This window comes from Labrys monachus, from assembly GCF_030814655.1.
Classification (GTDB): domain Bacteria; phylum Pseudomonadota; class Alphaproteobacteria; order Rhizobiales; family Labraceae; genus Labrys; species Labrys monacha.
This window is the reverse complement of sequence record NZ_JAUSVK010000001.1, coordinates 1,975,231-1,997,009: the sequence shown is the minus strand read 5'-3', so window position 1 is coordinate 1,997,009 and position 21,779 is coordinate 1,975,231. Positions and strand designations below refer to the sequence as shown.

The following is a 21,779-nucleotide window of genomic DNA, read 5'->3' as shown; positions in this document are numbered from 1 at the left end:
CATGCCGAGCATGCGACCCGAAGATCTCGTCGACCGCGCCACGGGCGCGCTGGTCGGCGGCGCCCTGGGCGATGCCTTCGGCATGCCGACGCAATTGCTGTCGCCGGGCGAGATCCGGGCCGCCTACGGCTTCGTCGACCATCTCGTCGCGCCGGCCGCCGACCACCCCGTCTCGAAGGGCCTGCCGGCCGGCGCCGTCACCGACGACACCGAGCAGGCGCTGCTGCTCGGTCGGGCGCTCCTGCGATCCGGGCCCCGCTTCGACCATAAGAGCTGGGTGAACGCGCTGCTCGGCTGGGAGCAGGACATGAAGGCGCGCGGCAGCTACGACCTGCTCGGCCCTTCGACCAAGCGGGCGATCGACGCCATCAATGCCGGCGTGCCGGTCGAGGAGGCGGGCCGCCACGGCGACACCAACGGCGCGGCGATGCGCATCGCCCCGGTCGGCATCCTGATGCCGCCCGAACCGCTCGACGCGCTGGTCGACAAGGTCGCCGAGACCTGCCGGGCGACGCACAACACCGCCATCGCCATCGCCTCGGCCGCCGCGGTGGCGGCGGCGGTGAGCTGCGGCGTCTCGGGCGGCGATTGGCGTGCCGCCTCCGTCCTCGCCGTCGCCGCCGCGAGGCTGGGCGCGTCGAGGGGGCACTGGGTCACCGGCGGCAGCATCGCCGCCCGCATCGACTGGGCGCAAGGCCTCGTCCGCGGCCGGGCGAGAGCCGAGGCGATCGGGCAGGTGGTCGACCTCGTCGGCACCGGCGTCGCGGCGCAGGAATCGGTGCCGGCAGCCTTCGCCGTCCTCGAAATCGCGGAGGGCGATCCTCTGCAGGCCGCCATCATCGCCGCCAATCTCGGCGGCGATACCGACACGATCGGGGCGATCGCCGCCGGCGTGGCGGGGGCCTGCACCGGCTTCGCCCGCCTGCCCGCCGACGCCGTCGCGGGCCTGAAGGGCATCGACCTCGCCGGCGTGCATGCGCTCGCGGCCGATCTCGTGGCGGCACGCCTGGGGGCGCGGCCGGCATGAGGCACAGGCCCAACCCGACGCGCCTGTTGTCGGTCGGCAGCATCATCGCCGACATCCGCATCGACGTGCCCGCCTTGCCGCCGCGCGGCGGCGACGTCCTCGGCTCGCCGGCCACGGTCAGCGCCGGCGGCGGCTTCAACATCCTGGCGGCGGCGGCCCGCAACGGCCTCAAAGCCGCCTTCGGCGGGCAGCACGGCACCGGCCCCCATGGCGAGCGCATCCGGGCGGATCTCGTGGCGGAAGGCATCGCCGCGCTCATGCCGCCGAGCCGCGAGGGCGACAGCGGCTTCTGCGTCGTGCTGGTCGAGCCGGACGGCGAACGCACCTTCATCACCAGCCCCGGCGTCGAGGCCCGTCCCGGCGCCGCCGGCCTGCGCAGCCTGCCGCCCGGGCCGGCCGACGCGGTGTTCGTCTCCGGCTACGACCTCTGCTACCCCGAGCTCGGCCCCGCCATCGCCGCATGGATCGCGACGCTGCCGGCGACCGCGACGCTCGTCCTCGATCCCGGGCCCCTGGTCGCCGACATCCCGCCTTCCGTCTCCGATGCGGTGCTGGCGCGCGTCGACGTGCTCACGCTCAATCGCCGCGAGGCCGGCCTGCTCGCCGGCTCGGACGACCTTCGGGAAGCGGCCGGCCGGATCGCCCGCCGCCTCCCGGCCGCCGCCCTCCTCATCGTCCGCGATGGGGCGGCCGGCTGCCTCCTCGTCGGCGGGGACATGCCGCCGGCAGGGCTTTCGGTGCCGGCGCCCGCCGTGCGCATGGTGGATTCGACCGGCGCGGGCGACGCCCACACCGGCGTGTTCGTCGCCTCCCTCGCCGCGGGTCTCGACCCGCCGCAGGCCGCCCGGCGCGCCAACGCCGCCGCCGCTCTCGCGGTGACGCGGCGCGGGCCGGCGACGGCGCCGGGCACCGCGGAGCTGGAGGCTTTTATCGCGGCCTGAAAGGCCGGGAATACAAGAAGATAGGGCGAATCTCTCGCAGGAGAGGCGAACGCCCAGGACACGGCAGAACGACAAGACCGAACCCGCGTGAATTCGTCCGTCATCATCGAGCCAGGGAACGAAACCATGACCTATCAGATCACACGCCGCCGCTTCACGGCCGCCCTCGGCGGCGCCGCCATCGCCGGGGCCTGGGCGCGGCCCGGCTTTGCCGACGCCAAGGAAATCATCGTCCTCAACTGGAAGGGCTACGGCACCGACGAAGCCTTCGCCCTCAAGGCCTTCGCCGACAAGACCGGCATCACCGTCAAGCACGATTATTTCAACTCCGAACCGGAGATGCTGACCAAGCTGCGCACCAATCCCGGCGCCTATGACGTGGTGCTGATCAACTCGGCGCGCATCCAGCAGGCTGAGAGCGAAGGCCTGATCGATCCGATCGATTTCGCCAAGGTGCCGAATTCGGCCGGCCTTGCGCCCGCCTTGAAGAACCACGCCAACCTGACGGTCGACGGCAAGGCCTACGGCCTGTCCTGGCTGTGGGGCATGAATTCGCTCACCGTGCGCAAGGGCATCGCCGCCGACAGCTGGTCGATCTTCACCGATCCGAAATATGCCGGCCGCCTCGCTTTGTTCGACGACGCGGTCACCGAAATCGGCATCGGGGCCCTGCTGACGGGCCAGGACATCAACGATCCCAAGGACCTCAAGGCGATCGTCGACAAGCTCAAGGCGATGAAGCCCAACGTCAAGCTGACATGGTCGAGCGAGGACGAATGGAACAAGGCCTTCGCGGCCAACGCCTTCGACATCTCGGTCTACTGGTCGGGCGCGGTGGTGCGCTCGATCCATGTCAGCAAGCTGCCGGCCGAATTCATCATCCCGAAGGAGGGCGCGATCGGCTGGCTCGACAGCCTCGCCGTCCCCACCTCCAGCACGAAGAAGGACGATGCGCTGAAGTTCATCGACTACATGATCGACCCGACCTTCTATCTGACCTGGGCGAACGAGTCGGGCGCGCCGGCCTCGGCCAACCAGGCGGCCATGGCGAAGCTGCCGGCCGACGACCTCAACCGCCAGATCCACAAGGAAGACTATCTGAGCAAGCTGCAATTCATGTCGGCCCTGCCGGACGACCGGCGCCAGGCCTTCAACGACGCCTGGGAGGAAGTGAAGGCGTTCTACGCGAAATAGGATAGCCGGATTGGATCCTTCTCCCGTTCGGGAGAAGGTGCCGGCAGGCGGATGAGGGACGAAACCTGGACAAGCGGGACTCTGCGAGTCCTCGCTCAAATCGTCGAACGCCAGACCCTCATCCGGCGCTGCGCGCCACCTTCTCCCATTCGGGAGAAGGAGATCGCGCCACATCCCAACACGTTCCTCCAGCCCGGGCGACCATGCCGATGGCCCATGAAGTCGAGGTGAACATCCCGAGACCCGCCCGCCGCCGGCGCCAGGGCTGGGCGACGGCGGCCCTGCTGGCGCCGGCCTATGGCTGGCTCCTGCTGGCGGTGTTCCTGCCGCTCTGCGCCATGCTGTTCTTCAGCTTCCTGAAGACCTCGCCCCTCCCCGGCCGGCCGCTGTTCTACACGGTCAACAACTATCTCGCCTTCATCAACCGGCCCTATCTCTTCGACGTCGCCTGGACCTCGATCCGGATCGGGCTGTGGACCACGGGCCTGTGCGCCGTCATCGGCCTGCCGGCCGCGCTCGCTCTGGCCCGGGCGACCAGCGGGCGCTCAAAGCATGTGCTCTTCCTGCTGATCATCCTGCCGTTCTGGACCAACGGCCTGGTGCGGGTGTTCTCCTGGACCATGGTGCTGCGCGAAGGCGGCCTGCTCGACTACGCCCTCCATCTCGTCATCCCCGGCGCGCCGGCCTTCTCGCTGCTCTACAGTTTCCCCGCGATCATCATCGGGCTGGTGCACGCCTACCTGCCCTACATGATCCTCACCTGCTATCTCTCCGCCTCCGCCATCGAGGACGGCTATGTCGAGGCGGCGCGCAGCCTGGGCGCCCGCACGCCGGTGGTGTTCTGGAAGATCCTGCTGCCTTTGTCGCTGCCGGGCCTGATCTCCGGCTCGATCCTGATCTTCGTGCCGGTGATCGGCAGCTTCATGGAGCCGCGCATCCTCGGCGGACGCATCGGCGTGACCATGGGCACGGTGATCGAGGACCAGTTCACCGCGGCCTTCAACTGGCCGCTCGGGGCGGCCCTGTCCTTCATCATGCTCGCCGTCGTCCTCGTCATCTTCGCCGCCTCCGCGCGCGTCCTGCGCGCCGGCGGCGCCCTGCAATAGGAGCCCGGCATGATCGCATTGGGACGGGCCTTCCTGGCGGCGACCCTCGTCTTCCTCTATCTGCCGATCGCGGTGATGGTGGCGATGGCCTTCAACGCCTCGCCGCTCTACACGCTGCCGCTCGAACCGACCTTCCACTGGTTCGGCGTGCTGGCGCAGAACGGTCCGCTGCTGGCGGCGACCTCCAACAGCCTCGTCCTCGCCCTGGCGACCGCGGTGATCGCGACCGCCGTCGGCACCCTCGCCTCGCTCGCGCTCAACCGGCGCAGCTTCCGCGGGCAGTCGCTGCTGAAGGTGCTGCTCCTGCCGCCGATCGCCATCCCCTGGCTGATCACCGGCACCGCCATGCTGCTGTTCTTCTTCTGGACCGGCATCGGCCGGGGCCTCCACGCCATGCTGATCGGCCATGTCGCGCTCGCCATTCCCTATGTCGTGCTCATCGTCGGCGCCGGCATGCAGAACCTGCGCGCCGAGCTCGAGGAGGCGGCGATGAGCCTCGGCTCAACGCCGCTCCACGCCTTCTTCGCGATCACCCTGCCCCTGCTGGCCCCGAGCATCGTCGCAGCGCTGCTCTTCGCCTTCGCGGTGTCGCTCGATCAGTTCGTGGTGTCCTATTTCCTGGCGACCCCGGGCGTCAGCACGCTGCCGGTCGAGATCTACACGTCGATCCGCAAGGGCTTCACCCCCGAGATCAACGCGATCTCGGCGATCTTCCTCGGCGTGTCCGCGGTTCTCGTGCTCGTCTTCGCGCAATTGTCCAACCTCGGAGGAAACCGTGATCGGCGTTGACGTCTCTTCCATCGGCAAGGGTTACGGCACGCTGCGCGTGCTCGACCAGGTCAGCGCCTCCTTCAAGGCGGGGCAGTTCACCAGCCTGCTCGGCCCGTCGGGCTCCGGCAAGACCACGCTGCTGCGCATCATCGGCGGCTTCATCGAACCGGACGAAGGCGCGGTCCGCTTCGGCGGCGAAGACGTCACCCACGTCCCGCTCTGGCAGCGCAAGGTCGGCATGGTCTTTCAGTCCTATGCGCTGTTCCCGCATATGAGCGTGCAGGACAATGTCGTCTTCGGCCTCAACCGCCGCGGCATCCGGGGCGAGGCGGCGCGCCGGCAGGTCGCCGAAGCGCTGGAAATGGTCCACCTGACGGGGTTGGAACAACGCAAGCCCCGGCAGTTGTCCGGCGGCCAGCAGCAGCGCGTCGCCCTCGCCCGGGCCATCGTCACCAAGCCGCGCGTGCTGCTGCTGGACGAGCCGCTGTCGGCGCTCGACCGGCGCCTGCGCCAGGACATGCAGATCGAGCTTCGCCGCATCCAGCGCGAGAGCGGCCTCACCACCATCTTCGTCACCCACGACCAGGAGGAGGCGCTGACCCTGTCCGACACGGTGGCGATCCTCGATCGCGGCCACATCGTGCAGGAAGGCGCCCCGCTCGACATCTATGAGCGCCCGCGCACGCGCTTTGCCGCCTCCTTCCTCGGCGACGCCAATTTCTTCACGGGAACGGCGGGCGCCGACGGCATCGAGGCAGCGGGCGGGCTGATCCGCACCGCCGACAGGCTGCCCTCGCCGGGCACCCGGGTCACCGCGGCCGTGCGGCCGGAGAAGATGCGCCTGCTGCCGCAGGGAACGCCCGAGGAGCGCGGGCAGAACAGCTGCGCCGTCATCCTGCGGGAGGTGATCTATGCCGGCTCCGTCTCGACCTTCCTTGCCGAGGGCCCGGACGGCACCCCGATCAAGGTCCTGGCGCAGAACCGCGAGGCCAGCGTGCCGGCGGTCGGACAGGCCGCGACGCTGGCATGGTCGCCCGAACACACGGTGCTGGTCGCCGATTGAGACCACCCTGCGGCGGCCCGCATTGCATGGCGGTTGGCGGGCCGCTAAAGCAACGCCATGCTGCGTCTCACCGAACTGAAGCTGCCGCTCGGCCATGCGCCCGAAGCGTTGCCTGCCGCCATCCGCGAGCGCCTGGACATCGAGCCGGCGGACATGATCGATTTTGCCGTCGCCCGGCGCGCCAATGACGCACGCCGGAAGTCCGCCATCCTGATGGTCTATTCGGTCGACGTGACGCTGAGAGACGAAGCCGCGGTCCTCGCCCGCTTTGCCGGCGATCACCACGTCCAGCCCGCGCCCGACACCGGCTATCGCTTCGTCGGCAAGGCGCCTGCGAATAGCGGCGGGCCGCGCCCCGTGGTCATCGGCGCCGGCCCCTGCGGCCTGTTCGCCACCCTGATCCTGGCCCAGATGGGCTTTCGCCCCATCATCCTGGAGCGCGGCAGGGTGGTGCGCGAGCGCACCAGGGACACCTGGGGCCTGTGGCGGCGCGGCGTGCTCGATCCCGAATCCAACGTCCAGTTCGGCGAGGGCGGCGCCGGCACCTTCTCGGACGGTAAGCTCTACAGCCAGATCAAGGATCCGCGCCATCTCGGCCGCAAGGTGCTGACCGAATTCGTCGCGGCCGGCGCGCCGCCGGAAATCCTGACCGAGGCCCATCCGCATATCGGCACCTTCCGCCTGGTGACGATGGTGGAGCATATGCGGAGCACGATCGAGGCCCTCGGCGGCGAATACCGCTTCGGGCACCGCGTCGAGGATCTCGATATCGCCGCCGGCGCCGACGGCATCCGCCGCGTGCGCGGCCTGCATCTGCACGACGGCAGCTACCTCGAAGCCGACCGTGTCGTCCTCGCGGTCGGCCACAGCGCGCGCGACACCTTCGGCATGCTGTACGGCCGCGGGGTGCACATCGAAGCCAAGCCCTTCTCGATCGGCGTGCGCATCGAGCATCCGCAGTCCTGGATCGACAGAGCACGCTTCGGCGCCTGCGCCGGCCATCCCGACCTCGGCGCCGCCGCCTACAGCCTGTCGCATCACTGCCGCAACGGGCGGACGGTCTACAGCTTCTGCATGTGCCCGGGCGGCCGCGTGGTGGCGGCGACGTCCGAGCCCGGCCGCGTGGTCACCAACGGCATGAGCCAATATTCGCGCCAGGAGTTCAACGCCAATTCCGGCCTCGTCGTCGGCATCGATCCCGCCCGCGACTATCCCGGCCACCCGCTCGCCGGCATCGAGTTGCAGCGGCACTGGGAATCGCTCGCCTATGTCGCGGGCGGCTCGACCTATGAGGCGCCGGGCCAGAAGGTCGGCGACTTCCTCGCCGGGCGCGCCTCGACCGAATTCGGCGAGGTCATCCCCTCCTACAAGCCGGGGGTCCATCTGACGGACCTCGCCGAATGCCTGCCCGGCTTCGCCGTCGAGGCCCTGCGGGAAGCGCTTCCCGCCTTCGGCCGCCAGATCCCGCGCTACGACCATCCCGACGCGGTGATGACCGGAGTGGAGACCCGCACCTCCTCCCCTGTCCGCATCGGCCGCGGCAAGGATTTCCAGAGCCTCAACACCGCCGGCCTCTTCCCGGCCGGCGAAGGCGCGGGCTATGCCGGCGGCATCCTCTCCGCGGCGGTGGACGGCATCAGGGTGGCGGAGGCGGTGGCACAGAGCCTTGTCGGCGCGGCGTGACCGAGCATACGCGCCTCGCGGCTGCCTGTTTCTTCTACGGCCCGATCCGCCCCGCCCAGGCCGCGACCCCGGCCGCCAGCCTGCCCAGATTGTCGTCCATCGTCAGGCCCGAGACGTTTCTGCGCGGCTTGAGGTCATGGTCGCCGTCCTCCAGCCACAGCAGCTCGATCGCCTTCGACAGCGCATAGCCGCGGACGTCCTCGCGGGTTCCGAACGGATCGCGCGTGCCCTGCGCGATCAGGGCCGGCGTCGTCATCGCGGCGAGATGCGCGGTGCGCAGTTGCGCCGGCTTGCCGGGAGGATGGAAGGGATAGCCGAGGCACAGCAGGCCGGCGATCCGGCCGGCGGCGTGCAGCTCGTCGGCGACCATGCTGGCCACGCGCCCACCCATCGACTTGCCGCCGATGACCACCGCTCCCCTGGCATCGAGGGCGTCGACAGCGGCGAGATATTCCGACGTCAGCGTCTCCGCCCGCGGCGGCGGCTTGCGCCCCGCCGACGTCCGGCGTGCCGCCATATAGCCGAACTCGAAGCGGACGACGCGCAGTCCCGCCCCGGCCAGCGCCGCGGCGGCGGCGTTCATCCACGGCGAATCCATCGGTGCGCCGGCACCGTGGGCCAGGAGGATGGTGTATCCGGCATCGTCGGGGCCGTCATGGAGGAAGACCGTCGCCATTCACAGGCCCTCGTTTTGCAAGGCGTTTGAGAACCTATCCGCCGTCGTGGCACCAGGACGACCTTGCCGCCTGGTCGCTTGGCATTCCGCGATGTCGCTCGGTCCCTTCAGCGACGGGTTACCGTCGAGCAAGCTCCCAAGCGGATGAGGGGACCATATAGGCTGGGCAATTGCCGCCTATAAACGGCTCCCGAAATCCATCCTCTGATGCAGGATGCGCACGACGTCCAATCGTCCTGCGGAGACGCGATAAAACAAGACGTGCGCTCCTACGGAAAATTTCATGTATCCGGCTCGTATCTCGTCGCAGCGACGCCCCCGCTGTGGATTTGCCGCCACGGCCTCGATCGCCCCTTGAATGTTCCGAATATAGGCCTCGGCTTGGGCACCGCTCCAACGCACCTGCGTATAATCCCAGATTTCATGGAGATCCGCATGCGCGCGCGGGGAAAGAACATAGGGGTTCACGTCTCCGAGCCGCCCCTGTCCCGCTTACCGGCTATGAAAGCATCGAAATCAAAGGGCGTCGAAACACCGCTGTTCTCACCCTCTATCAGAGCGGCTCGCAAAGCGGCCAGGCGGGCCTCCTGCTCTTCGAGCAGACGCAAGCCGGCTCGTACGACCTCGCTGGCCGAGCCATAACGTCCCTGCTCGACCTGTCCGCTGATGAAGCCCATGAAATGGTCACCGAGGCTGAACGACGTGGTTTTGCTCATCGCATCTCTCCAGCGAGAAGATTACTAGGAACTAGTATCGGCTGCAATGGCGAACCCGTCTTTGGCTGTCGGCAAGCTCCTGTGGCTCCGGCAAGCGCGACACACCGTTCGCTGCTGTCGCCGTTCCGGCCCGCCCCCGGCGCAGGGAACAATGCCCGGAATCAGGATCGAGGCATTTCTCTCCAATCGTGATGCTTTTCCGTGACCTGGCGGCAATGACCCTGCGATTGAACCGACTGGGATTTCACCCGCAACCCAGCCGGCCTCTCACGCCCGGAAGGCGAAATCCTCGATCTTCTCGGCGAGCACCGGCGGCGCATAGCCGGCCGGCTTGTCGCCGACCGTGCAGCCGGGGTTGAGGATGCCCGCCTGATAGGCGTCGGTGAAGAGGGCATAGGGATAGGTCGGCGCCACGGCGCTCGCCTCGTCCAGCCGGGCGCGCAGCGGGTCGGGGATGGCGAAGTCCAGCGCCGTGAGGTTGTCCTCGATCTGGCTCGCCTTGCTGGCGCCGATGATCGCCGCGCCGATGCCGGGGCGGTTCGCCGCCCAGTTGAGGGCGATTTGCGCCATGCTGCGGCCGAGTTCGGCGGCGACCTGTTCCAGCACGGCGACGATGCGCCAGTTGCGTTCGGTGAAATGGCCGAGGCCGCCGCTGCCCTCGTGCAGCGTCAGCCGCCCCTCCCCGCTGCCGCCCGGACGATATTTGCCCGAGAGCATGCCCATGCCGAGCGGGCTCCAGGCGGTGAGGCCGATGCCGAGATGCTGGCCCAGGGGCACGAATTCCTGCTCGATCGCCCGGTCGATGAGCGAATAGGGCAGCTGCAGGCTGACGATCGGGGCCAGCGCATGCGCCTCCGCCCAGGTCTGGGCCCGGGCGGCGTACCAGCCGGGCACGTCCGACAGGCCGGCATAGCGGATCTTGCCGGCCCGGACGAGATCGTCGAAGCCGCGCATCACCTCCTCGGCCGGGGTGATGCGGTCCCAGGTGTGCAGCAGGTAGAGGTCGATATAGTCGGTGCGCAGCCGGCGGAGCGAGGCCTCGACGGCGCGCATCATGTTCTTGCGCCCGTTGCCGCCGGCATTGGGATTGCCGGGATCGAGGTTGTTGCTGAATTTGGTGGCGATGACGACGCGGTCGCGCAGGCCCTTCTCGGCGACGAATTCGCCGATCATCGTCTCGCTGGTGCCGGCGGTGTAGGAATCCGCCGTGTCGATGAAATTGCCGCCGGCCTCGATGTAGCGGTCGAAGATCGCCCGCGAGACCTCCTTCGGCGCCCCCCATGCGCCCGAAATGCCGCGTATGCCCTCCGTTCCGAAGGTCATGGTGCCCAGGGCGAGGCGGCTGACACGCAGGCCCGAGCGGCCGAGCAGGTAATAATGGTCGAGCGCCATGTCGTCAGCCTCCTGCGCGCCGGGCGCCTTTGACGGGTTACATGCTGCCCGCATAGGGGCGGCGGGCGACGCTGGCCTGCACGTAATTGATCATGGTGATGAAGTCGAACACCGGCCGGCCCGTCGCCGCCTGGATGGCGTGGGCATAGGGCGGCAGGTCGCTGCATTCGAGCAGGATCGCCCCGATCTCGGGATGAGCCTCGATCATGCGCCCGGCGACGCCGACCACCTCGCGCTCGATCGCCGCCGAATCGAGCGTGCCCTTCTCTTCGAGGATCGCCTCGCGGAACTCGGTCTGGTCCTGCATGCCGGCGACGACCAGCGGGATGGACGAGGCGATGCGGCTCGCCTCGAAATGGCGCGGCGTCAGGCGTTCGGCATTGGCGGTGACGATGCCGATCGGCTTGTTGGTGACGGCATGGATGAAGGGGATCTGCATCAGGCTCGACAGGAAGACGGGGATGTCGACCGCCGCCGCCACCTCCTCCTGGAAATAGGCCATGAAGCCGCAGGCGCCGGTGATCGCCTTGACGCCGCGGTCGCGCAGCTCGGTCGCCGCCTCGATGAAGGCGTCGAGCAGTTCCGGGTCGCGCTGGTTGAGCAGCCGGTCGATCGAGGCGCCCCTGACTTCCTGGTAGCGCACCGGGAAATCATAGGTAGTGGCGTTGCCGACATTGCCGGGCACGCAGGGATAGGCGGCGTCGAGGATCAGGATGCCGATCGATTCGCCGTACCAGGACTGGCTCTTGCGGGAAATGCTGTAGACCGTCATGGCGCATCCGTTTCGTGACGATGAGGGAGGATTTCCACCCCCGGGCCAGCGCCGGGAGGGAAGAAGGCGGGTCGGGTGACCCGCCCACCGGTGTGCCGGTCTCCGGACCGGCACGGAGCCGCTGCGCCTGCTGCCCAAAGAGCGGACTGGAAGTCCGCCCTGCCGGGACGGGTATACCGAAGTCGCAGGAGGCGGGGCCGCAACCCCGCCCACCGGTGCGCCGGTCCCCGACCGGCACACATCTGGCCGGCCCTATTGGAGCAGGCGCGCGGCGCCGGTGTCGGCCGCCGAGGCGTCCATCCCGTAGGAGGTCAGGATCTTGGCGATGGTGCCGTCCTTGTGCAGGCTCTCGATGTCGGCGTCGAAGGCCTCGCCGAACGCCTTGTTGGCCTTGGCATAGGGGAAGCCGGCCTGCGCCGCTTCCTTGGTCGCCTTCACGCGCGCATCGGGCTCGGCAACCTTGACCTCGATATCGCCCATCGCGCCGGCCTTCTTGGCGACGACGCCGGTCGAATAGCCGTCGACGCCGATCTCGATGCGCCCGGTCTTGAGGTCCTGCTGCATGCCGACCGAGTTCGGATAGAGCTTGAGGCTGGCGCCCAGCAGCTTCTTGAGGTCCTCGACCCACAGATAGCCCTGCACCGTGCCGACCTGCTTGCCGACGAGGTCCTGCACCTTGGTGACGCCGGCCTTGGAATAGAGCCCCATCTGGTCGGTGTAGAGCGGCGCGGAGAGGTTCATGACCTTGGCGCGCTCGGCGGTGCGGTACCAGTCGCCGGTGGCGATGTCGGCCCGCCCGGACAGAACGTACTGGATCGCCGCCGCCGGATCGACTGCGGTGGGCTTCAGCGCCAGGCATTCCATCTCGGCGATCTTGGTGGCGATGTCGCCGTCGACGCCCGACGCCTTGCCACCGTCCAGGAAGGAATACGGGGCATAGGTGGTGACGGCGATGGTGAGCGAGCCCGCTTCCACCGTCGTGAATGTGTGCTTCGGCGTGCAGGCCGCGAGGGCGGCATCGCCGATGACGACCGAGGCGCAGAGCGCCATGGAAACCGCGCTCAGTGACTTCAAGAACCGCATGACTTTCTCCTCTGATGTTATTGATCTTAGCGCCGGGAATAGTGCCCGGCGCGACGTTCCACCGCCCCCACGAGAATGGAGGCCGGTATGCAGATGACCGCGTAGAGGCAGGCCGCCGCGAGAAGGGCGGGAAAATATTCGAAGGTCGTCGAGCCGATCTCGTAGGCCCGGCTCAGCAGCTCCGGCAGCGCGACGACGAAGCACAGAGACGTGCCCTGGAAGATCAGGATCGAGAAGCCGAGCAGCGCGGGAACCGCGATGCGCAGCCCCTGGGGCAGGAGGACGTAGCGCAGCTCGTCGAGCCGCGAGAGCCCGATCGCCGTCGCGGCCTCCCGCTGGCCGTGCGGCACCGACTGGAGCCCGGCGCGGATGATCTCGCTGGTATAGGCGCCGGTATTGCAGGCGAGCGCCAGGATGGCGGCCGCATAGGATGTCATGGTCAGCCCCACCGCCGGCAGGCCGAAATAGACGAATTGCAGCAGGACCAAAGCCGGCGTGCCGCGGCCGATCTCGACGAACGCCAGGCAGGCGCCGCGCAGCGGCCGCCACTGCGCCTGGACCCCGAGCGCCAGCAGCAGTCCGAGGGGAATGCCGAGCAGGAGGCTGCCGGCGGTCACGATCAGGCTGACCGTCAGACCGTCGGTCAGGTCGGGGAGCCAGGCGGCGATATCGGCGAGGGACACATCCATCAGCGTGCCACCTTCGTCCGCAGATAGCTGTCCGCCGAGCGGGCGAGCCAGGCGACCGGCAGGCTGATCAGGATATAGATGGCCGCCGCGATGCCGAAGGCGTAGAGCCCGCTGAAGGTGCGCTGGGAGAGCTGGTTGGCCTGGAAGGTCAGTTCCATCACGCCGATGGTGGACGCCGTCGCGGTATCCTTCAGCAGGCCGATCGCATAGCTCGCCGCGGAGGGCAGCGATACGCGCAGGGCCTGCGGCGCGACGACGTCGGCGAAGGTGTGGAAGCGGCTGAGGCCGAGGGCCTCGGCGGCGTCCCATTGCCCGTGCTGGATGGCCATCAGCCCGCCGCGATAGATCTCCGCCATGTTGGCGGTCGCGATCAGCCCGAAGGCCACCGCCGCGGCAAGGAAGGGAGAAATCTGGATATAGCCGGTGCCGAGGCCGAAGAAGAGGATGAACAGCCACACCAGCGGCGGGATGCTGCGGATCAGCGCGATGACGGCGGCCGCCGCCAGCCAGACGGCGGCGTGGCGCGAGCGGCGCGCCAAGGCGAGGGGAACGCCGAAGAAGACGCCGAGGGCGAGGGCGACCGCGGTCAGCGCCATCGTCCATGGCAGGCCGCTCAGGATGGCGAGCATGTCGCTCATGTGCGGTCGTTGACGGCGCGCAGGAAGCGCTTCGTCCGCTCCTGCCGGGGATTGCGCATCACCTCGGCACTCGGTCCCTGCTCGACGATGATGCCGTCCGCCATCACCAGCACGGTGTCCGAGACGTTTTCGGCGAAGCGCATCTCGTGGGTCACGACGATCATGGTCATGCCGTCATCGGCCAGCTCCCGCATCACCGCCAGCACCTCCAGCCCGAGCTCGGGATCGAGCGAGGAGGTCGGCTCGTCGAACAGCATGACCTTGGGATCGAGGGCGAGCGCCCGGGCGATGGCGACGCGCTGCTGCTGACCGCCCGAGCAGCGCAGCGGATATTGATGCGCCTTGTCCGCCAGGCCGACGCGGGACAGCAGCTGCATCGAACGCTCGTCCGCCTCCTTGCGGCTGCGGCCCGCCACCCGTTCCTGCGCCAGGCTGACATTCCTGAGGACGGACATGTGCGGGAACAGGTTGAAGGACTGGAAGACCATGCCGACCGAGCGCCTCAGCAGGGCAAGGTCCTTGCGCGAGGTCGCCCTGCCCGCCTCCAGGCGGATGCCGTCGAGCATGATCGTGCCGCTGCTGGGCGGTTCGAGATAGTTGATGCAGCGCAGCAGCGTGCTCTTGCCCGAGCCGCTGGGCCCGATGATGGCCATGACGTTGCCGGCATGCACTTCCAGGTCGATGCCGCTGAGCACGGTATGCGTGCCGTAGCGCTTGACGACCTTGTCCAGGACGATGAGGGGCCGGGCCTCTGCCCTCCCGGCATCGGTGCCGGCTGCTTCAGCCTGCATGGGCGCGGCTCCGGGCGCGGCGCGGCCGGCATGCCCGGCCCCAGGGTCTGCAAGGAAGTGCGGCTCTGCGTTCATTTGGCATCGTCCCTCCATGCGTTGCCGCAACCGTCACATGCGGCACCGCGCATTGGCCGGATCGTAGGGCGATTCCGCGATGACCCGGGCCTTGCGGGCCTGGCCGAGGACGAGGACCTCCAGCTCCGTGCCGACAGCCCACAGCGCCTCGGGCAGCAGGGCGAAGGCGAGGTCGTGGCCCAGATGGTAGGAATAGCCGCCCGAGGAGATCCGTCCGACCAGAGCGCCCTTGCTGTATACACCCTCATGCGCCAGCACGCTCGACTCATCGGTATCGATGGCGATGGTGGTGAGACGCTGCCGCAGGCCCGCATGCCGTTGCACCGCGAGCGCCTGCCGGCCGGAAAAGTCCCCCTTGTCGAACTTGACGAAGCGGTCGAGCCCGCTTTCGAAGGCCGTCAGCTCAGTGTTCATGTCGCGATACATGGCACGGTAGGATTTTTCCAGGCGCAGCGATTCCAGGGCCTGCAGGCCGACCAGCTTCAGGCCGAGCGGCGCCCCCGCCCGCAGCAGCGCATCGAGCAGATGCCGCTGATAGGGCATCGGATGGTAGAGTTCCCAGCCGAGCTCGCCCTCATAATTGACCCTGAGCATGCGGACATCCTCGGCAAGCCCGATGCCCCCGGTCCGGAAGCTCATCCAGGGGAAGGCGGCATTGCCCAGATCCGTCTCGGTCAGCGACTGCAGGAGGTCGCGAGCGTGCGGGCCGACCACGGTGAAGCAGCCCCTCTCGTCGGTGACGTTGGCCAGCGTCACGCTGCCGTCCGAGGGCAGGAGGCGCCACAGCACGTCGAAATTCAGGCGCTCGGCGCGCGGGGTCGAAACGAGGTAGAAGGCGTCTTCGGCGAGACGGGTGACAGTGTATTCGCCCTGGACGCAGCCCTTGTCGGTGAGGTGGTGGCACAGGGCGATGCGTCCCGGCTTCGGCAGTCGGTTGGCGAGGAGCCCGTCCAGCCATGCCGCGGCGCCCGGGCCGCGAACCTCATATTTGGTCATCGGGCTGATGTCGACGAGGCCGACGCCGCTGCGGACCGCCCGCACCTCGGCCTCGACATGGCCGGCATGCCGGGTGCGGCGATGGCTGTAATCGTCCTTCGGCTCGACGCCGGGCGGCGCGTACCAGTTGGCGATCTCCCAGCCGTTGAGGACGCCCCACACCGCACCGAGCTGCGACAGCCGGTCATAGGCCGGCGCGGTCTTAGCCGGGCGCGCCGCCGGCAGGTCCTCGCCGGGGAAATGCAGTTCGGCATGGGTGCCCCAGGTCTCCTGCACCTTCTCGCGCGTCCACGCCTTGTTGGCGTAGCGCCCGAAGCGGCGCGGATCGATGTCGGACATGTCGATGCCGGTATCGCCCTCGACGATCCATTCCGATAGGTAATGGCCAAGGGCGCCGCCCCACAGGATGCCGCCCGGCACGCCCTCGGCGAGCCAGACATTGCGCAGGCCCCAGGCCGGCCCCGCCAGCGGCAATTCGTCGGCCGTCATCTGGAACGGCCCGCGGACATTGCTCTTGATGCCGGCACGCGCCAAAGCGGGCACGAGCTCCGTCGCCACCTCCCAGTTCTCGGCGACGGCATCGAAATCCTCGGGCAGCAGGTCGGCGCCGAACCATTCGGGAACGCCGTCGACCGCGAACAGCTTGAGGTGCTCCGTCTTCTCATAGGGCCCGAACATCAGGCCCTCGCCCTCCTCGCGCAGATAGCCCGCGAACGCCTCGTCGCGCAGGATCGGCATTTCCGGCAGGCCCCTGGCGCGGCGCTCGACGATTTCGGGGACCGCCTCGGTGATCCAGTATTGGTGCAGGATCGGGATGGCGGGAATGTCGAGCCCGAGCATGGCGCCCGTCTGGCGTGCGTAATTGCCGGTGGCGCTGACGATATGCTCGCAGATGATATCGCCCTTGCTGGTCTTCACCCGCCATTCGCCGCCCGGCAGGGCTTCGAAGCCCGTCACCTCGGTATTGAGATAGATTTTCGCGCCGCGGTCGCGCGCGCCCTTCGCCATCGCCTGGGTGACATCGGCCGGCGCGATATGGCCGTCGTCGGGATGGTGGAGCCCGCCGATCATCGTCTTGTTGTTCTCGAGCAGCGGCCACAGCTCGCGCGCCTCGGCCGGCGTGACGATGCGGGCCCGGGTGCCCTGCGCCTCGGCGACGCCGATATAGCTGTGGAACTCGTCCATGCGCTCGCGGGTGTTGGCGATGCGCAGCTGGCCGCATTTGTGCCAGCCGACCGTCTGCCCGGTCTCCGCCTCCAGCCCTTCATAGATCGCGATGCTCCGCGCGATCATGCGGCCGATATTGCGGTTGCGGGCATAGGAGGGAATGAGGCCGGCCGCGTGCCAAGTCGAACCCGCCGTCAGCTGGGTGCGTTCCAGCAGGGCCACGTCGGTCCAGCCGCGCTTGGCGAGGCCGTAGAGGGTGGCGGCGCCGACGCATCCTCCGCCGATGACGACGACGCGTGCATGAGACTGCATGGACCCAACGCTCCGGATGATCTGTTTGCAGCGATCATAGGGGCATGGACGACAACGGCGAGCTTGAAAAAAATCGCGCCATCGATAACTTGAAGTTATGCATAAGCTTCGCTCCGTGGTTCCCTCGGCCAATCACCTCTTCGTTTTCGAGGCGGCGGCCCGGCGGCTGAGCTTCACCGCGGCAGCCCGGGAGCTGAACGTCACCCAGCCGGCCGTGAGCAAGACCATCCGCATCCTCGAACGGTCGACCGGCCTGAAGCTGTTCCACCGGGAGAGCGCGCGCCTGCGGCTGACTGCGGACGGCCAGCGGCTCTACGAGGAGACGCAGGCCTGCTTCGACCAGATCTACAAGGCCATCTCGACGATGCGCCGGCAGGGCGACCGCGATATCGTCCGCGTGTCGTTCTCGACCTCCTTCGTCTATCTCTGGCTGCTGCCGCGCCTGCACGAGTTCAAGGCGCTGCACACCGATGTCGCCCTCAACATCGAGGAGAGCAGCCGCGACGACATCGACTTCGCCGACGACACCATCGACCTGTCCGCGCGCCTCGGCGACGGGGCGTGGCCGGGTATCCGCAGCTGGCTCTTCACCGCCGAGGACGTCTCGGCGGTGTGCAGCCCGTCCTATCTCGAAGAGCATGGCCCGATCGAGACGGCGGCGGACCTGCCGCGGCACCGGCTGCTGCATTTCACCGAACGCTACCGCAGGCGCATCGGCTGGAACGAATGGCTCCGGCGCATGGGCGTGCCGGCCGCCAACGTCATCGAGGACGTCGTGTTCTCCGATGCGCTGGCCGCCACCGAGGCCGCCGCGCTCGGCCAGGGCGTGGTTCTGGGATGGAACCATCTCGTCGACGACTATGTCCGCTCCGGCCGGCTCGTGCGCCCGCTCCAGACCGGCTACCGCTCCGGCCAGTCGATCTATCTCACCGCCTCGGCCGCCCGTCCGCTGAAGCCGGCGGTCGACCTGTTCCGCCGATGGCTGCTGAGCAAGGCCGAGGGGCCGGCCGCGTAGGAAAAATGCGCAGCGACGCGGCGCGCGGGCTTTGCCACAGCTCCGTGATCGCCTGCCGATTGCCTATCGCCTGTCCGTGAGAGTAGGTTCGCCGCCATGATCGTCGAGAATGCGCGCCAGCAGACATTGCTGGCGGAACGTCTGAACAGCCTGGAGCCCTATCCTGGAGCGCGGTTTGCCGGTCGAGGGATCGTCGTCTGCGCCGGGGGACCCTCCTTCTTCACCAATGCCTATGTGCTCGTGCATGTCCTGCGCGAGGCTCTCCAGTGCCGCCTGCCCATCGAAGTATGGCATCTGGGCCCCGCCGAAATGTCGGCGAGGATGGCGGCAATGCTCGGCGCCTTCGGCGTGCGCGTCGTCGACGCCACCGCGGGCGACGCAGATCATGCCTGGATCGTCGACGGCTGGCAGCTGAAGGCCCATGCGCTCGCCTGGTCGTCCTTCGAGGAGGTCCTGCTCCTCGACGCCGACCAGGTTCCGACCAGGGATCCCGCCGAGGTGTTCGAATGGGCGGACTACCGGGAGACGGGGGCGGTCCTCTGGCCCGACATCGTCGACCTGATTCCCGAAAACCCGGTCTGGGACGCCTGCGGCCTGGCGCCGCGCTCCGCGCCGGCGATCGAATCCGGCCAGTTGCTCATCCACAAGGCCAGGAAATGGCCGGCGATTCAGCTCGCGCTGCATCTCAACCGGCACGCCGACTTCTACTACCGCATGATGTATGGCGACAAGGAGACCTACCTGTTGGGGCTCCTCATGGCGGACTCGCGCTTCGCCGTCATTCCCCATCGGCCGCTGCCCGATGTCGGCCTCTGCCTCCACCAGCATGATTTCGAGGGACGCGTGCTCTTCCAGCACAGGACCGGCGCCAAATGGCGCTACGCCGGCGGGCAGGAGGAACCGGCGGGCTTCGTGGGCCTTGAAGCCTGCATGACCGCGCTCGCGCAGCTCCGCAAGGGCTGGAACGGGCTGGTGTTCCATGCCCCTCCGAGGAGCGCGCATGCGCTTCGGACGGAACGGGAATGGGCTTCCTTCCGAACGCTCGCCTTCATCGTTCCCGGACAGGCCGCCGTCACGCTCGAATTGCTGCCCGACGGCGAGATCGGCAGGAGCCGGGCCGCCGACCGCATGAACTGGTGGTGCGACGAGAAGGACGGAGCGCTTCACCTCGTCATCCACGATGCGTTCGGCCCGTGCTGGCGCCTCGAATACCAGGCCAACCGGCACTGGTACGGCGCCTCGGTCGCCGACCCCGCGATCGAGGCCTATGCCGCGGCGGAGGGCGTGAGGAAGAGTTCCCACGCCTCCGATACCGCCTGGAGGCAGTGGATATTCGCCGGCCGCTACGTGCTGGCGAATGACGGGGATATCTGATGCGCCCGCGCAAGGCGGTGTTCATCAGCCCGATCGTGCCGGCGCGCGCGGGAAACGGCCTGGCGATGCGCATGGGCCTGTTCCTGGAGGCTCTATGCCGGATCGCCGAGGTCGACGTCGTCGTCGCCCCCGTGGCCGGAGGCCCGACGCAGGCCGATGCCTTCCTGCAGGGCCTAGAGCGAAATTGTTCAGACTGTAGAATATCCAGCATTAGAGAAGTAATTTCTGCATTCGGACGGGGAGAAGCGCGGGAGAGTTTTGGCGATTTCGTCCCAGAGATCGTGGATGGATCGGGTTGCAGCCGCGCGCAGGAGAGCTTTGAGCTTTGCGAAGAGGTTCTCGATCGGATTGAGATCGGGGGAGTAGGCGGGCAAGTAAAGCAGTTCCGCCCCTGCGGCCTCGATGGCTTGGCGCACACCCGGGACTTTGTGGCTGCTCAGATTGTCCATGATGACGATATCGCCGTAATTGAGGGTGGGAACGAGGATCTGCGCGACATAGGCCTTGAAGCAATCGCCGTTGACTGGGCCGTCGAGCACGCAGGGAGCTGTCAATCCCCCGCTGCGCAGAGCGCCAATGAAGGTCGTGGTTTTCCAATGGCCATGCGGCACGTAGTCGATCAGGCGCTGTCCGCGCTTGCACCTGCCGTAGTGGCGCGCCATCGCGGTCGAGGCCCAGGTCTCGTCAATGAAGACCAGACGCGAGGGCCTCAGCCAGATTTGGTTGCTGTGCCATTTGCGGCGAGCGGCCGCGACATCGGGGCGTTTTTGCTCGCTGGCGTGGATCGTCTTTTTTTATATGTCAGCCCAAGCCGCTTGAGCATATGCCACATCGGGGCATGGCTGATGCTGACCCCCAATTCTTCCTCCGCCCAGGCCCGCAGATCCGCGACACGCGCATCCGGATCAGCCGCGACCTTGGCCCGCAGAACCTCTTCATGCTTGGCAAGCTTGAGCGGAACATGATTGCGCTGGGGGCGGGCACTGACCTCCCCCGTCGCGCGCCGCCGCGCGGCCGCCTTGTAGATGTAGGACACACTCACCCTGAAGATTGGTGCGATTGTGCTCGCCGACATCCCGCTATCCAGCGCCCCAAGCACACGATCTCGCAAATCCTGCGAATAGGCTTCACCACGCTTCGTCATGCTTCATCTCCGGAATAGCCCGGAAACCTATGAATCACACTAAGCCATCCAGTGGAATCCCTTCCGATTCCACTCAGACAAATTCCGCTCTAGGCGCCCGCCTCCACATCGTCCCGGTCAGTGGACGCAACGACACGCATTTCGCCCTGTTGTCGCGGATCTCCGACGAGAGCATGCGCCTCGAAGCCTTCCGCGCCTATGGCCGGCCGAGCCTCGCCAGCTTCCTGTCGGCTCCGGTCCTGGCGCAGATCGCGGGCCTCATCGAGGCCTGCGCGCCCGATCTCGTTCATATCGGGCGCTCCTATATGGCGCCCTGCCTCGACGCCGTCCCGCCGGGAACCGCCGCGACGCTGGATCTGGACGAAGACGACCGCGCCGCCTTCTCCTCCCTGGCCCGTCTCGCGCTCGCGCGTGACGGCGCAGGCCGGATGCGCGCCGATTGGCTGGAGCAGGAGGGCCGGGCCTGCGACGCGCTCGTCGCGCGTTTCGGCCCGCGCTTCCGGCGTGTCTTCGTGGCGAGCCGGCAGGAAGCCCGCCTGCTCGGCCGCCGGCACCCCGGCCTCGCCTGCGAGCCGATGGCGAACGCGGTCGAGATTCCGCCACGGGCCGCCGCGCGCGACGACGGCGCGACCCTCATGTTCCTCGGCTCGCTCTCCTATGCGCCCAATGCGGAGGGCATCCTCTGGTTCTGCCGCACGGTGCTGCCGCGCCTGAGGGCCGCCGGCGGCGGGGCCTGCCGCCTCCTGATCGCTGGCCCGCAGCCGCCGCAGGCGGTGTCCGCCCTCGGCCGCCACCCCCGCATTTCGGTACTCGGCCGTGTCGGGGACGTCAGCGCCCTCTATCGCCGCTCGACCCTGGCCCTCGCGCCCCTGCAGGCCGGCGGCGGCACCCGCATCAAGCTGCTGGAGGCGGCTGCGCACGGCGTCGCCAGCATCTCGACGCCGACGGGCGCCGAAGGGCTCGGCTGGCCCGCCGGCACCGGCGGGTGGATCGCAGCGGCGCCGAACCATTTCGCCGAGGCCTGCCGCGACGCCCTCGCCCAGCCCGCCGAGCGGCAGCGGCGCGCGGCACTCGGGCTGGACTGGGTGCGGCGGCATCACGCGAGGGAAAACCTCGTGATTCGAATTTCCCGATCGCTTGCGATGGCCTAGAAG

At 68.2% G+C, this 21,779-nt stretch carries 21 protein-coding genes; 10 read left to right on the top strand and 11 right to left on the bottom strand.

Annotation, left to right across the window (positions count from 1 at the left end):
* The first annotated feature begins 1 nt into the window (after nt 1).
* From J3R73_RS09055 to J3R73_RS09025, 7 genes are all read left to right on the top strand, one after another.
* On the top strand, nt 2–1,027 hold the full coding sequence (locus tag J3R73_RS09055) for an ADP-ribosylglycohydrolase family protein (protein ID WP_307425294.1): 1,026 nt from the start codon (nt 2–4) through the stop codon (nt 1,025–1,027).
* Nucleotides 1,024–1,968 carry a PfkB family carbohydrate kinase gene (locus tag J3R73_RS09050; protein ID WP_307425291.1) on the top strand — a complete coding sequence of 315 codons (945 nt, stop codon included), beginning with the start codon at nt 1,024–1,026 and terminating at the stop codon, nt 1,966–1,968. Before J3R73_RS09055 ends, J3R73_RS09050 begins: the two co-directional genes overlap by 4 nt.
* Before the next feature lie 126 nt (nt 1,969–2,094).
* On the top strand, nt 2,095–3,162 hold the full coding sequence (locus tag J3R73_RS09045) for an ABC transporter substrate-binding protein (RefSeq protein WP_307425289.1): 1,068 nt from the start codon (nt 2,095–2,097) through the stop codon (nt 3,160–3,162).
* A gap of 209 nt (nt 3,163–3,371) precedes the next feature.
* Nucleotides 3,372–4,268 carry an ABC transporter permease gene (locus J3R73_RS09040; RefSeq protein ID WP_307425286.1) on the top strand — a complete coding sequence of 299 codons (897 nt, stop codon included), beginning with the start codon at nt 3,372–3,374 and terminating at the stop codon, nt 4,266–4,268.
* A gap of 9 nt (nt 4,269–4,277) precedes the next feature.
* Complete coding sequence (locus tag J3R73_RS09035) at nt 4,278–5,057, top strand: ABC transporter permease (RefSeq protein WP_307425283.1); 780 nt, start codon at nt 4,278–4,280, stop codon at nt 5,055–5,057.
* Nucleotides 5,044–6,102, top strand: a complete 1,059-nt coding sequence (locus tag J3R73_RS09030) for an ABC transporter ATP-binding protein (protein ID WP_307425281.1) — start codon at nt 5,044–5,046, stop codon at nt 6,100–6,102. The genes J3R73_RS09035 and J3R73_RS09030 overlap by 14 nt, the downstream gene beginning before the upstream one ends.
* 57 nt (nt 6,103–6,159) lie before the next feature.
* Nucleotides 6,160–7,785: an NAD(P)/FAD-dependent oxidoreductase gene (locus J3R73_RS09025; RefSeq protein ID WP_307425279.1), complete on the top strand. Its 1,626-nt coding sequence runs from the start codon at nt 6,160–6,162 to the stop codon at nt 7,783–7,785.
* A 34-nt stretch (nt 7,786–7,819) separates the two neighbouring features.
* Here the strand turns inward: J3R73_RS09025 and J3R73_RS09020 are convergent, their stop codons facing one another.
* The 10 genes from J3R73_RS09020 to J3R73_RS08975 form a co-directional block, all read right to left on the bottom strand.
* A complete protein-coding gene (locus J3R73_RS09020; RefSeq protein ID WP_307425277.1) occupies nt 7,820–8,461 on the bottom strand; it encodes an alpha/beta hydrolase family protein in 642 nt (213 codons plus the stop codon).
* A 177-nt stretch (nt 8,462–8,638) separates the two neighbouring features.
* The gene (locus J3R73_RS09015) at nt 8,639–8,929 is read right to left on the bottom strand and encodes a type II toxin-antitoxin system RelE/ParE family toxin (RefSeq protein WP_307425275.1); all 291 of its coding nucleotides are present in this window, start codon (nt 8,927–8,929) and stop codon (nt 8,639–8,641) included.
* Nucleotides 8,926–9,177, bottom strand: coding sequence for a type II toxin-antitoxin system ParD family antitoxin (locus J3R73_RS09010; RefSeq protein ID WP_307425273.1), 252 nt, complete (start codon nt 9,175–9,177; stop codon nt 8,926–8,928). The genes J3R73_RS09015 and J3R73_RS09010 overlap by 4 nt, the downstream gene beginning before the upstream one ends.
* A 267-nt stretch (nt 9,178–9,444) precedes the next feature.
* Nucleotides 9,445–10,569, bottom strand: coding sequence for an aldo/keto reductase (locus J3R73_RS09005; RefSeq protein ID WP_307425271.1), 1,125 nt, complete (start codon nt 10,567–10,569; stop codon nt 9,445–9,447).
* 37 nt (nt 10,570–10,606) lie between these two features.
* Nucleotides 10,607–11,341, bottom strand: a complete 735-nt coding sequence (locus J3R73_RS09000) for an aspartate/glutamate racemase family protein (protein ID WP_307425269.1) — start codon at nt 11,339–11,341, stop codon at nt 10,607–10,609.
* 252 nt (nt 11,342–11,593) lie between these two features.
* Entirely contained in the window at nt 11,594–12,424 is an 831-nt protein-coding gene (locus J3R73_RS08995) for a substrate-binding periplasmic protein (protein ID WP_307425267.1), read from the bottom strand.
* 26 nt (nt 12,425–12,450) lie between these two features.
* Nucleotides 12,451–13,113, bottom strand: coding sequence for an amino acid ABC transporter permease (locus tag J3R73_RS08990; RefSeq protein WP_307425265.1), 663 nt, complete (start codon nt 13,111–13,113; stop codon nt 12,451–12,453).
* Nucleotides 13,113–13,751, bottom strand: coding sequence for an amino acid ABC transporter permease (locus J3R73_RS08985; RefSeq protein WP_307425262.1), 639 nt, complete (start codon nt 13,749–13,751; stop codon nt 13,113–13,115). The genes J3R73_RS08990 and J3R73_RS08985 overlap by 1 nt, the downstream gene beginning before the upstream one ends.
* On the bottom strand, nt 13,748–14,542 hold the full coding sequence (locus J3R73_RS08980; RefSeq protein ID WP_307425259.1) for an amino acid ABC transporter ATP-binding protein: 795 nt from the start codon (nt 14,540–14,542) through the stop codon (nt 13,748–13,750). Before J3R73_RS08980 ends, J3R73_RS08985 begins: the two co-directional genes overlap by 4 nt.
* 108 nt (nt 14,543–14,650) lie before the next feature.
* A complete protein-coding gene (locus J3R73_RS08975) occupies nt 14,651–17,092 on the bottom strand; it encodes a GcvT family protein (protein WP_307425256.1) in 2,442 nt (813 codons plus the stop codon).
* A 97-nt stretch (nt 17,093–17,189) separates the two neighbouring features.
* On the opposite strand from J3R73_RS08975, the gene J3R73_RS08970 reads away from it, so the two are divergent.
* Together J3R73_RS08970 and J3R73_RS08965 are read left to right on the top strand one after the other, a co-directional pair.
* A complete protein-coding gene (locus tag J3R73_RS08970) occupies nt 17,190–18,107 on the top strand; it encodes a LysR substrate-binding domain-containing protein (protein WP_307425254.1) in 918 nt (305 codons plus the stop codon).
* Nucleotides 18,108–18,203: 96 nt separating this feature from the next.
* Complete coding sequence (locus J3R73_RS08965; protein ID WP_307425251.1) at nt 18,204–19,481, top strand: alpha-mannosyltransferase; 1,278 nt, start codon at nt 18,204–18,206, stop codon at nt 19,479–19,481.
* Nucleotides 19,482–19,669: 188 nt separating this feature from the next.
* Here the strand turns inward: J3R73_RS08965 and J3R73_RS08960 are convergent.
* A protein-coding gene (locus tag J3R73_RS08960) for an IS630 family transposase (protein ID WP_370879838.1) occupies nt 19,670–20,625 on the bottom strand; the annotation gives its coding sequence in 2 pieces (ribosomal slippage) (nt 19,670–20,277 and nt 20,277–20,625; 957 coding nt in all).
* 173 nt (nt 20,626–20,798) lie between these two features.
* Between J3R73_RS08960 and J3R73_RS08955 the strand changes: the two genes are divergently transcribed.
* Nucleotides 20,799–21,776, top strand: a complete 978-nt coding sequence (locus J3R73_RS08955) for a glycosyltransferase (protein ID WP_307425248.1) — start codon at nt 20,799–20,801, stop codon at nt 21,774–21,776.
* Nucleotides 21,777–21,779 lie beyond the last annotated feature (3 nt).